Here is a 12483-nt window from a genome sequence, read left to right on the forward strand (position 1 = left end):
AAAGGGCGCCAGCATATCAACGCCCTTGCTGCAACTTCAAGAGCGCGTCCATTGCGCGGCCGGCGTCGTCGAACGGCACGAAGAGATGATCGTGATACGCCGCCGCCATGACGTTGCAACTGATGCCCGCCGCACCGAGCGCGCCGGCGAACGCCGCCGTCAGCCCGACCGCGTCGAGGTCCGAATGCACGGTCAGCGTGATCCACGCGGCGCGAAACAGCGGCGTGAGTCCGGCCGCTGTCGCCGCGCCCTCTTCCATGACGACGGTCACGCCCTCGCGCTCGCGAAACGTCGCGACGACGCCCGCGCCGGTCAGCGGCGCGTCGTGCGGCAGCGATGCGAAGACGTACACGCCCGGCTGCAACTCCGGCTGCATCGACGCGATGAGCGTGTCGAGATCCTTCATGCCGCGTCTTCCGATCGATGCGTGCGTCCCAGCACAGGCCGCAGCGCCGTTCCCGTATGACTTCGCGGATGACTTGCGAGCGTATCCGGATCGGCTGCCGCGACGATGGTTCCGCCGTTCACGCCGCCTTCCGGCCCGAGGTCGAGCACCCAGTCGGCTTCGGCGATCACATCCAGATCGTGTTCGATCACGACGACGCTATGTCCGCCATCCACCAGCCGGTGCAGCACGCGAATCAGCTTGGCGACGTCCGCCATGTGCAGGCCGACCGTCGGCTCGTCGAGCACGTAGAGCGTATGCGGCGGCTTCTGGCCGCGCCGCGTGATGTCGTCGCGCACCTTCGACAGCTCCGTCACGAGCTTGATGCGCTGCGCCTCGCCGCCCGACAGCGTCGGCGACGGCTGGCCGAGCGTCAGATAACCGAGGCCCACGTCCTTCATCAACTGCAACGGATGCCCGATGCTCGGCATCGACGCGAAGAATTCCACCGCTTCGTCGATCTCCATCGTCAGCACTTCGCCGATGTTCTTGCCGCGCCACGTCACCGCGAGCGTTTCGGGATTGAAGCGCTGGCCGTGGCACACGTCGCACGGCACCTTCACGTCCGGCAGGAAGTTCATCGCGATGGTGCGCACGCCCTGGCCTTCGCACGCGGGGCAGCGGCCATCGCCGGTGTTGAACGAGAAGCGCGACGGCGTGTAGCCGCGCGCGCGGGCTTCGAGCGTATCGGCGAAGAGCTTGCGGATGGTGTCCCACATGCCGATGTACGTCGCCGGACACGAGCGCGGCGTCTTGCCGATAGGCGTCTGATCGACTTCGAGCACACGGTCGATCGCCTCGAAGCCAGTCACGCCCGAGCAGCCCTGCCATGCATGCACGACATCGAACTTCGGGCGCGGCGCTTCGCGCGCAAGCACGCTCGCGCGGGATTTCGCGGCGGCCTTGCCCGTCTCGGACGCCTGCGCCGTCTTGCGCGCGCGTCGCACGGCCGGCGACGAGAGCACCGAGCGGCCGACGGCATCGAGCAGATTGGTCATCAGCACGTCGCGCGCGAGCGTGGATTTGCCGGAGCCGGAAACGCCGGTGATCGCGACGAGCCGGTTGAGCGGCACGCTCGCGGTCACGTTGCGCAGGTTGTGCAGCGTCGCGTTCTCGACCGTCAGCCATTGTTCCGGTACGGCGGGCCGCTTGCCCACGGCGGCGCGCACTTCGCGACGCGGCTGCAACGGATGCACGATCGGGTTCGCGAGCATCTGCCCGGTGAGCGACGCCTTGTGCGCCGCGAGGTCCGTCACGCTGCCCTGCGCAACCACGGTGCCGCCGCGCTTGCCCGCGCCCGGCCCGATATCGATGATGTGATCCGCGCGGCGAATGGTGTCCTCGTCGTGCTCGACGACGACGAGCGTATTGCCCTTGTCGTTCAGCTTCTTGAGCGCGGAAAGCAGGATGAGGTTGTCGCGCGGATGCAGCCCGATGGTCGGTTCGTCCAGCACGTAACACACGCCTTGCAGGTTGCTGCCGAGCTGCGCGGCGAGCCGGATGCGCTGCGCTTCGCCGCCCGAGAGCGTCGGCGCGGCGCGATCCAGACTCAGATAGCCGAGCCCGACTTCTTCGAGAAACTGCAGGCGGCCTTCGATTTCGCTCACCACGTCGCGGGCGATGTCGGCGTCGCGGCCCGCGAGCTTCAGCGACGCGATCCACTCGCGCGTGTCGGTGACGGTCCAGCGTCCGACCTCCGTGATCGGGTAATTGCCGAACGTGACGGCGCGCGCGACATCATTGAGGCGCGTGCCTTCGCAGTCGGGGCACGGCTGATCGACAATATCGTCCGGTTCCTGATCCACCGATCCGATGCTCTGCTCGCGGCCGCGATCGTCCTGCGCGAACACGGTGTCGTCGAAGGCGGCGCGCTGCTCGCGCGTGAGCTTGACGCCCGTCCCGACGCACGTATTGCACCAGCCATGCTTGCTGTTGTACGAGAACATGCGCGGATCGAGTTCCGGATAACTCGTGCCGCAGACGGGACACGCGCGCCTCGTCGAAAACACGATGGTTTCTTCCTTGCCGCGACGCTTGCCGTTGGAAAGCGCGCCGTGCAGACCGTCGAGCGGCGCGCACAGATGCATCACGCCCTTGCCGATTTCGAGCGTTTCATCGAGCAGGCGGCGCAGGTCGGCCTCGTTTTCCGCCGATACGACGAGGTCCGCGACCGGCAGCTCGATCGTGTGTTCGCGAAAGCGGTCGAGCTTCGGCCACGGATCGACGGAGTGGAACTCGCCGTCCACGCGCAAATGCGTGTTGCCGCGCGCTTTCGCCCACTTCGCGAGATCGGTGTACACGCCCTTGCGATTCACGACGAGCGGCGCGAGCAAGCCGACATGCTGCCCCTTGAAGTCGCGCAGAAGCTGCGCGGCGATCTGTTCGGAGCTTTGCGCCTGAACCGGCGTGCCATCGTGAATGCAGTGCTGAATGCCGAGCTTCACGTACAGGAGGCGCAGGAAGTGCCAGACTTCCGAGGTCGTCGCGACCGTGCTCTTGCGCCCGCCGCGCGACAGGCGCTGCTCGATGGCGACGGTCGGCGGAATGCCGTAGACGGCATCGACTTCCGGGCGGCCCGCCGGTTGCACGATGGAGCGCGCATACGCGTTGAGCGATTCCAGATAGCGGCGCTGGCCTTCGTGGAAAAGAATGTCGAACGCGAGCGTCGACTTGCCGGAACCGGACACGCCCGTCACGACGTTGAACTTGTTGTGCGGAATATCCACGTCGAGCGACTTCAGGTTGTGCTCGCGCGCATTCACGATGCGCACCACGTCCTCGCCCTGCAACGCGCGGCGCGCGCTCGCCACTTCCGCCGCGAGTTGCAGCGGCACGCCCGCGCGCTTTTCCGCCGCGCCAGGGCTCAGCGCTTCTTCGTAGTCGAGGAGCGCGCGGCCCGTATGCGACGCCTCGCACGCGGCGACATCGTCCGGCGTGCCGACGCAGACCACTTGCCCGCCGCCGTCGCCGCCTTCCGGACCGAGATCGATGATCCAGTCCGCCGCGCGGATCACGTCGAGATTGTGCTCGATGACGATGAGCGAATGACCGCGTTCCAGCAGCCGCCGCAACGCCTGCATCAGCTTGGCGATGTCGTCGAAATGCAGGCCGGTGGTCGGTTCGTCGAACATGAAGAGGCGGCTTTCGCTGTTCTTCGCCTGCGACGTTTCCGCGAGGAAGCCCGCGAGCTTCAGACGCTGCGCCTCGCCGCCCGACAGCGTCGGCACCGGCTGGCCGAGGCGCACGTATTCGAGACCGACATCGACGATAGGCTGCAGCACGCGCAGCACTTCGGCGTCGTTCGCGAAGCATTCGACGGCTTCGCTGACCGTCAATTCCAGCACGTCCGCGACGCTCAGTTCGCGGCCGCCGCGCTCGATCTTCACATCGAGAATTTCCGCGCGATAACGCCTGCCGTCACAGTCCGGGCAGCGCAGATACACGTCGCTCAGAAACTGCATTTCGACGTGCTCGAAGCCCGAGCCGCCGCAAGTCGGGCAGCGGCCATCGCCCGAATTGAAGCTGAACATGCTCGCGCCGTAGCCGCGCTGCGCGGCGAGCGGCGCCTTCGCGAAGAGCTTGCGGATTTCGTCGAACGCGCCGACATAGCTCGCCGGATTCGAGCGCGCCGTGCGGCCGATCGGCGATTGATCGACGAACACGACATCGCCCAGTTGCTCCGCGCCCTTGAGCGCGCGGAACGCGCCGGGCGCTTCGGTCGCACGGCCGAAGTGACGCATCAGCGCGGGCGCGAGCACGTCCTGAATCAGCGTAGATTTGCCGGAACCCGAAACGCCCGTCACGCAGACGAGGCGTTCCAGCGGAATCTCGACCGTCACGTCGCGCAGATTGTGATCGCGCGCGCCTTCCAGAACGAGGCGCGGCGTGTTCGCATCGACCGCGCGGCGATTCCAGTTCGACGCATGCGCCACCTGCTTGCGACCGCCCAGATAAGCGCCCGTGAGCGTGTCGCCAGACTGGATGTCGCCCGGCGTGCCGTCATAGACGATCTGCCCGCCGCGCTCGCCCGGCCCCGGTCCCATGTCGATGAGACGGTCCGCCGCGAGCATCACCGAAGGATCGTGCTCCACGACGACGAGCGTATTGCCCGCGTCGCGCAGGCGATGCATCGCCTCGACGATGCGGTTCAGATCGCGCGGATGCAGCCCGATGCTCGGCTCATCCAGCACGAAGAGCGTGTTGACGAGCGACGTGCCGAGCGCGGTCGTCAGATTGATGCGCTGCACTTCGCCGCCCGACAGCGTGCGGCTCTGGCGATCCAGCGTCAGATAGCCGAGGCCCACGTCGCAGAGATATTTCAGGCGCGTTCGGACTTCGGCGTGCAGGAGCTTGAGCGCTTCGTCGAGCAGCGTGGAAGGCAGCGTGAGCGAATCGAAGAAGCGGCGAATGCGCTCGATCGGCATCAGCATCAGATCGTGAACGGTCAGGCCCGGCAGCGCTTCGAGCTGCTCGCGGCTCCAGTCGACGCCGTTCGGCATGAAGCGGTCGGCGGGGGCGAGAACGGCGTCGGCCTGTTCCTTCGTGCCCAGACGCCACAGCAGCGATTCCGTCTTCAGGCGCGCGCCCGCGCACGCGGGGCACGTCGTATAGCTGCGGTATTTCGACAGCAGCACGCGAATGTGCATCTTGTACGCCTTCGACTCCAGATAGTCGAAGAAGCGCTGCACGCCGTACCACTGGCTTTGCCATTTGCCGCTCCAGTCGGGCGAGCCCTCGATGACCCAGTCGCGTTCCTTCTGCGTGAGTTCGCTCCACGGCACGCCGAGCCGGATGCCGGCCTTCGATCCGTAGCGCACGAGATCGTCCTGATTCTCTTTCCACGCGGGTGTTTGCAGCGTCTTGATGGCGCCATCGCGCAGCGTCTTTTTCTCGTCCGGAATCACGAGACCGTAGTCCACGCCGATCACGCGCCCGAAACCGCGGCACATCTCGCACGCGCCATACGCCGAGTTGAAGGAGAACAGCGCGGGTTGCGGGTCCGCGTAACGCAGATCGCTTTCCGGGCTATGCAGGCCAGTCGAGAAACGCCAGATGTCCGGCTCCCCTTCGTCCTTCAGCACATAGACGTTCACGCGGCCGGTGCCGCGCAGCAATGCGCCTTCGATGGCTTCCAGCGCGCGCGAGCGCTCCGTGTTCTGCAGGCGGAATCGGTCCGCGACGACGTCCAGCACTTGCCGCGCGCCCGCTTCTGTTTCGACGTGACGCTTCGCCTGCACGCGCGTATAGCCGCTCGCGGATAGCCACTGCGTGACTTCGTCGTCGCTCGTCGCATCGGGCAACTCGACGGGAAAGGTGATCGCGAGACGCGGATCGCCTTCGCGCGTGCGTTCGAGCAAATCCGCGTAGATGGTCTCGGGCGTGTCGTGCCGCACGCGATGCGCGGTCTTCCTGTCGAACAGTTCGGCGGCGCGCGCGTAGAAGAGCTTCAGGTGATCGTTGAGCTCGGTCATCGTGCCGACGGTCGAGCGCGAGCTGCGCACCGGATTCGTCTGGTCGATGGCGATGGCGGGCGGCACGCCGTCCACGCGGTCGACCTGCGGGCGGTCCATCCGGTCGAGGAACTGGCGCGCATAGGCGCTGAACGTTTCGACGTAGCGGCGCTGGCCTTCGGCGTAGAGCGTGTCGAACACGAGGCTGGACTTGCCGGAACCGGACGGGCCGGTCACGACCGTCATCTGGCCGGTGTGCAGGTCGAGGTCGAGGTTCTTGAGATTATGTTGACGGGCGCCGCGAATGCGGATTGCGTTGTTCGATGCCAATTTTTCAACCGGTTCAATGAGATGGACGGCTTCGCGAGCCGTGGGCGGTATGCGCCGCCGCAGCGAACGGTACTGTACACCCATACAGTACCGGCCGCACGATGTGCCGGGGGCGTGCGTTCATGCGTCACTGCGTTGCAAGTAGCTCGCCCGCTAAGCGCTCAAGTCAGATGTTCGAGCAAGGCATCGGCGACGGCGTCGGGTGCTTCGCGCGGCGGAAAATGCCCCGCGCCGTCGATGACCACGCGCCGGTATCCTGCGGTGAAGCAGCCCTCCTGTCCTTCCGACATCGCGGCGTCGTCGCAGGAATCCGCGCCGCCCTGAATCATCAGCGCCGGCACGCCGATGCGCTCGATCGTCGGCAGCCGTTCATAGAGCGGCGCAAGCGCCGGGTCGGACGGCTGATCGCCGCGCCAGCGCCGCCGATACGCATTGAGCGTGACCGGCACCCAATCCGGGTTCTCGAAGGCGCGCGCGGTTGCCGCGAACTCGGCTTCGTCGAACCAGCCGGGCGGCGACCACGTGTCCCACTGGATGCGCGCGAAGCCCTTCGGGTCAGCCGCGACCGCGTCCGGGCCGCCATCGAGCGACATGAACCACTGATACCAGAAGCGCCTCGCCTGCGCGAACGGCGGCAGCGTGAACGCCCCGCGCGGCTGAAACGCGAGCGCGATGGCCGCCATGCGCCGCACGCGTTCGGGAAAGAGCGCCGCGACGGTGTATGCGGCGCGCGCGCCCCAATCGTGGCCGACCACGTCGAAACGCGCGATGCCGAGCGCATCGGCGACATCGACCGCATCTTTTGCAAGCGCGACGCCGGACCCATCGCGGACGGTGTCGGCGCGCAGAAAGCGCGTGTCGCCCGCGCCCCGCAGCGCCGGGATGACGGCCCGGAAGCCGGCTGCGTTCAGCCGCGCCGCGACCGGCGTCCACGCGCGGGCCGCGTCCGGCCAGCCGTGCAGCAGGATGACGACGGGACCATCGGCGGGGCCGGAATCGGCGTAGGCGATATCGAGCGTCGGCGTGCGGGCGTGTCGGTCGTCGATCATGGCAACTCCGTTCTGAAGTCGGAAACCTCGATTCTAGAACCGGCGTTTGAAACGTTCGTGTTTAGCCGCGGATGGCAAAACTGACGGCTGTCGTCGTATGAGTACTCCGGCGGGGAGTAATCGCTTCCTTACGGGAAAATCCTCATCACCCGGGCGCCCGCAGCCCGGTATCTTCTTCGCAGGAAAACGATTTCCGAACACGCGGAGAACCGCATCGATGTTGTACGACATCGTTTCTATTGACAACCGGCAGGACCGGATTGGAGACACACATGAAGCAGCCGCCTCGCACCCCCGCCTCTCCCCGACGTCGCACCGTTCTCAAGTTCGCCGGCGTGTCGGCGAGCGCGCCGCTTCTCGGCGGCTTGGGAAGCCTGAGCGTGCTCGCGGGCTGCGGCGGACACCATGACTCCGGCACGCCCTCGACGACCCCGACCCCGGCGGCAGACCCGATTTGGGGGCCGTCCGGTTCGGCGACGCAAATCATCAACGCGCTGAAGAACGTTTCGACGTCGATGGTGCCGAGCCGGCAGTTCCTCGTCACCGATTACGGCGCGCAACCGTGCACGGTCGTCGCCGCGACGAGCCCGTACACCGATCCGGCGAAGTCGCCGGTCAGCACCGGCGCGAATCAGACGCAGGCGCCGAACTCGTTCGACTCGCGGCCCGCGTTCCTCGCGGCCATCGCGGCGTGCAGCGCGGCGGGCGGCGGGCGCGTCGTCGTGCCGTCGGGGAACTGGTACTGCGCGGGACCGATCGTGCTGCAATCCAACGTCGATTTCCACCTGAGCGCGAACTGCGAGATCTTCTTCAGCCCGAATCCGGCCGACTTCGCGAAAGACGGCCCCGTGGACTGCGGCGCGAACGGCAAGCTCTACTACAGCCGCTGGCAGGCCAACGACTGCCTCAACTACGGCACGCCCATCTACGCGCGCAACCAGACGAACGTGGCGATCACCGGCGAAGGCGACACGTCCGTGCTGAACGGCCAGGCGATGACCCCGTTCGCCGGCAGCGGCAACACCGCGACGTGCTGGTGGACGTACAAGGGCAACAGCGGCGCATACGGCTACGCCGGCTCGTCCACGCCGTCGCAGGCATTCGTCAATCCGAACAACGTCGATCTGATGACGGCCGCGCCGGGCATCGCGAGCACGCTCTACGCGAAGCTCACCGACCCGGCGACGCCCTGGCAGCAGGACCAGAACTATCTGCCCGCGCTCTCCGAAGCGGGCGTCGCGATCGAAAAGCGCATCTTCGGCATCGGCCACTATCTGCGGCCGAGCATGGTCGAGTTCATCGGCTGCACGAACGTGCTGATGCAGGGCTATCGCACCATCAACACGCCGTTCTGGCAGCATCATCCGACCGATTGCAAGAACGTGGTGATCCGCAACGTGACGGTGGACAGCATCGGCCCGAACAACGACGGTTTCGATCCCGACGCGTGCGACATGGTGCTGTGCGAGAACGTCACCTTCAATACGGGCGACGATTGCATCGCGATCAAGTCCGGCAAGGACCTGGATACGCAATACGGTCCCGCGCAAAACCACGTCATCCAGAACTGCACGATGAATAGCGGCCACGGCGGCATCACGCTCGGCAGCGAAATGGGCGGCGGCGTGCAGAACATCTACGCGCGCAATCTGCAGATGCTCAATCAGTTCTGGGCGACGAACTCGCTCAACATCGCGATTCGCGTGAAAACCAATATGAACCGCGGCGGCTTCGTGAAGGACTTCTACGTGGACAACGTCACGTTGCCGAACGGCGTGAGCCTCACGCCTTCCGGTTACGGCAGCAGCCTGCTGGCCGGCAGCCCGATCAACTCGACGGTGCCGCTCGGCGTGGTGACGGCGAGCGCGGCGAATCCGTCGGCGGCGCAGGGCGGTATCATCACGTTCGATTGCGACTATCAGCCCTCGAAGGACGCGATCCGCACGCGCCCCGCGCTCGTCCAGAACGTCAACATTTCGAACGTGAAGGCGAGCAACGTGAACCTGAACGGTGTGACGGGATCGTGCTTTCAGGCGATCGTCGCGCAAGGTCCGGTCGCGTTCGACTACAACGGCCCCGCGCCGACGCCCGCGATTCCGGCCATCACCGGCGTGACGATCACCAATTGCGACTTCGGCACGCCGGTCGCGGCGGGTCCGGCTACGGCAACGACGCCGGGACCGATCTACGCGTACAACGTGCATGACATTGCGCTCGTGAACACGGTGATTGCAGGCAAGACGTTGAATCAGACGGTGACCGACGCGCGATAGTCGCTGGTGCGGGGCGCCGACGCGTCGCAAATGCGAGACGCGCCCCGCATGTTTGGCTCATCATTGAATAATCGCCGGACGACACGCATTATTACCACGTCGTTCTTATAGAACAATTCCGAAGTCGGCTATCATGCGCCCCTCTGATCAGGAGGTAGATCATGGTTCCCGAACGAATGCGCGTGGCCGCGAACGAATCGATATGCAAGTGCTGTTCTGGCCGAGCGTTTCTCTTCGGCGTTTGCGACTTTTCCAAAAGCTGCGCGGATCGCGCCGCAGGCCGTAAAGTCGATCCTTACGCAGGCGTCCCTGTTTATTATTATCGTTGCGCCGAATGCGGCTTTGTTTTCACGACGGCGTTCGACGACTGGGGAAGTCACGCTTTCGCGAAATACATTTATAACGACGACTACATCCGGCAAGACCCCGATTATCTCGACGCGAGGCCGCAGAGCAATGCCAATGCGCTCGCCAGTCAGTTTCCCGAACTGGCAGGTCAGGAGATTCTCGATTACGGCTCCGGTAACGGCCTCTTGGAACAGAAGCTCAAGGCGCGCGGATTCGTCAAAGTGGACTCATACGATCCCTACGGCGCGATTCAAAACCGGCGTGCGCAGCCGCAGCGCTCTGACGTCGTTCTCGCCTTCGAAGTGTTCGAGCATCACGCGGCTCCCCGAGACCTGATGGCGGAACTCGCGCGTCTTCTCAAACCGCAAGGAATCGTTCTCTTCAGCACGCTCGTCACTCCGCCGGATATCGAGACAATCGGAATCGGCAATTGGTGGTACTGCGCGCCGAGAAATGGGCATATATCCTTTTTCACGCCAAAAGCCCTTGCGCATATTGCTTCGACTGTCGGTATGAAAGCCGCATCGTTCAGTGACGGCTTTCATTTCCTCTATCGGGATGAACCTCCCGACTGGATTTCGCGGTACACGGTCACACCCTGTTCCACTCGCGACGAATAAGGCTCACGGCTAAGCCCCGATCAGCACGCCCTTTCTAAACGCCCTTTCGCCCGTCACCCGGCCCATCGGCGCGCCCGCATAGACAAAGCGCGTCGCGCGACGCATATAGAACACGCCGTCGTTTTTTGTCGTCACGGTCGTCACCGCGTCGGTCAGCGGATCGACGATATCGAACACGGCATCGCCCGCCTTCAAGAACGCCCCGACCGACGCGCGATACACGACGATGCCGCTCACCGGCGCAATCAATTGTTCGCTGCCCGCGAGCGGCGTCGCGGCGTGCGCGAGCGGCGGCAGTTCGCGCGCGCTTCCGTCGATGACGCCTCGCACAATCAGAAACTCGACGATGGCCTCGGCATCGCGCGAAGCATCGTCATAACCGACGTCACGCTGACCGCGATGTTCGAGCGTCGCCGCGATATTCGGTGCGCCGAGCGGCACGCGCTCGCCGAGCAGCGCGCGCACTTCGTTCCACAACAACGCGTGAATCTCGTCGAAGGACTGGCCGCCCGAATCGGTTGCGAGCAGCACGCCGTTCGCGCCGATGTAGCGCGCGAGCGGCTCGAGCGCGGGCCAGCTCGCGGGGCTGGTGTAGAGATGCATCGTCGCTTCGAGCGAGCAATGCAGATCGAGCACGATATCCGCATCCGATGCTTGCGTAAGCAACGCAAGGCGCAGCGATTCGAACTCGTTGCGCGGCGTCGTCGCGGCGAGCATGTCGCGCACGGCGGCGCGCAGCACGCGCGCGTTGTGCGCCGCGTCTTCGTTCGACAACTGGCCACGGATGCGCTCGACGAGCGCGCTTGCCGCCGGCATCGGGAAATTGCGGTTGAAGTTCTGGCCGCTATTCGCCTCGAAGCGCCCGATGAACTGCCCGAGCAGATGCTGCGACAAACCGATGGGATTCGCCACCGGCACGAGCACCACTTCGCCGCGCATGCGCGCGCTCGCCTCGATTTCGACGAGACGCTGCTTGAGCCGCCATGCGGTGAGCATCGCGGGCGTCTCGTCCGCATGAAGCGATGCCTGGACATAAACCTTCTCGCCCGCGCCCGGCGTGCCGAAATGAAAGCTGACGAGCTCGCGCGTCGTGCCGAGCGTCGTCGTGACGAGCGGCGTGCGTTGAATGTGCATTGCTTAGTGATCCGTATTATTCGTTATTAATCGCCGTAGACGTCGAAGTCGAAGTACTTGCGCGCGATCTTCTGGTATGTGCCATCGGCGCGCATGTCGGTCACGGCCTTGTCCACTTTCGCCTTGAGCGCCGTATCGTCGAGACGCATGCCCATGCCGACGCCATGATCGCCCATCGAAAGCGGTGCGCCCACGAACGCGAAGCCCGCGCCGCGCGGCGTCTTCAAAAAGCCGTTTTCCGCTTCGACGGAGCCGAGCAACGCGGCATCGATTCGGCCCGCGACGAGATCGTTGAACACGCCTTCCTGACTCTGATACGCGACCACTTCGACGCCGCCCGGCTGCCAGTTCTTGAGCGCATAAGTCTCGAACTGACTGCCGCTCTGCACGCCGACGCGCTTGCCGCGCAATCCGTCCGCGCTCGCGGTCAGCGCCGCCCCGCTCTTCGCAATCAAACGCGAGCGGAACTGAAAGAGCTTGGTCGAGAACGCGATCTGCTTCATGCGCTTGTCGGTGATCGCCATCGACGACATGATGCCGTCGATCTTGCGCGCCTTGAGCGCCGGAATCATCCCGGAGAATTCGAGTTCGACCCATTGGCAATGCATCGCGATGCGCCGGCAGATTTCATCGCCGAGATCGACATCGAAGCCGGCGACGTGACCGTCGGGCGTCTTGACGTCCATCGGCGGATAGCCGGGATCGATACCGAGACGCAAGGTTTCGGCCTCGCTCGCGAGAACGGGCGACGCGGCGAGCGCGCCCGCAAGCAAAGCGGCTATGAACGACGACGTGATGTTGGGCATGTGCGCTGGATGATCGAAGGAATCGAAG

The 12483-nt window shown here is 65.1% G+C and carries 7 protein-coding genes; 2 read left to right on the plus strand and 5 right to left on the minus strand.

The annotated features are described in order from the left end of the window. Positions 1 to 16: 16 nt before the first annotated feature. From LDZ27_RS18455 to LDZ27_RS18465, 3 genes are all read right to left on the minus strand, one after another. On the minus strand, positions 17 to 406 hold the full coding sequence (locus tag LDZ27_RS18455; protein WP_244816328.1) for an ACT domain-containing protein: 390 nt from the start codon (positions 404 to 406) through the stop codon (positions 17 to 19). Then, positions 403 to 6225, minus strand: a complete 5823-nt coding sequence (gene uvrA, locus LDZ27_RS18460; protein WP_244816329.1) for an excinuclease ABC subunit UvrA — start codon at positions 6223 to 6225, stop codon at positions 403 to 405. The genes LDZ27_RS18455 and uvrA overlap by 4 nt, the downstream gene beginning before the upstream one ends. A gap of 161 nt (positions 6226 to 6386) precedes the next feature. Beyond that, positions 6387 to 7274, minus strand: a complete 888-nt coding sequence (locus LDZ27_RS18465; RefSeq protein ID WP_244816330.1) for an alpha/beta fold hydrolase — start codon at positions 7272 to 7274, stop codon at positions 6387 to 6389. Between the two features lie 272 nt (positions 7275 to 7546). On the opposite strand from LDZ27_RS18465, the gene LDZ27_RS18470 reads away from it, so the two are divergent. Beyond that, positions 7547 to 9547, plus strand: coding sequence for a glycoside hydrolase family 28 protein (locus LDZ27_RS18470; protein ID WP_244816331.1), 2001 nt, complete (start codon positions 7547 to 7549; stop codon positions 9545 to 9547). Positions 9548 to 9708: 161 nt separating this feature from the next. After that, the gene (locus LDZ27_RS18475) at positions 9709 to 10515 is read left to right on the plus strand and encodes a class I SAM-dependent methyltransferase (protein ID WP_244816332.1); all 807 of its coding nucleotides are present in this window, start codon (positions 9709 to 9711) and stop codon (positions 10513 to 10515) included. A gap of 9 nt (positions 10516 to 10524) precedes the next feature. Here LDZ27_RS18475 and LDZ27_RS18480 read toward each other — a convergent pair whose 3' ends face one another. Then, a complete protein-coding gene (locus LDZ27_RS18480) occupies positions 10525 to 11649 on the minus strand; it encodes a succinylglutamate desuccinylase/aspartoacylase family protein (protein ID WP_244816333.1) in 1125 nt (374 codons plus the stop codon). A 26-nt stretch (positions 11650 to 11675) separates the two neighbouring features. Next, positions 11676 to 12455, minus strand: coding sequence for a transporter substrate-binding domain-containing protein (locus tag LDZ27_RS18485; RefSeq protein WP_244816334.1), 780 nt, complete (start codon positions 12453 to 12455; stop codon positions 11676 to 11678). Positions 12456 to 12483: the final 28 nt, after the last annotated feature.

It is taken from the genome of Caballeronia sp. Lep1P3, assembly GCF_022879595.1.
Taxonomy (GTDB): Bacteria; Pseudomonadota; Gammaproteobacteria; order Burkholderiales; family Burkholderiaceae; genus Caballeronia.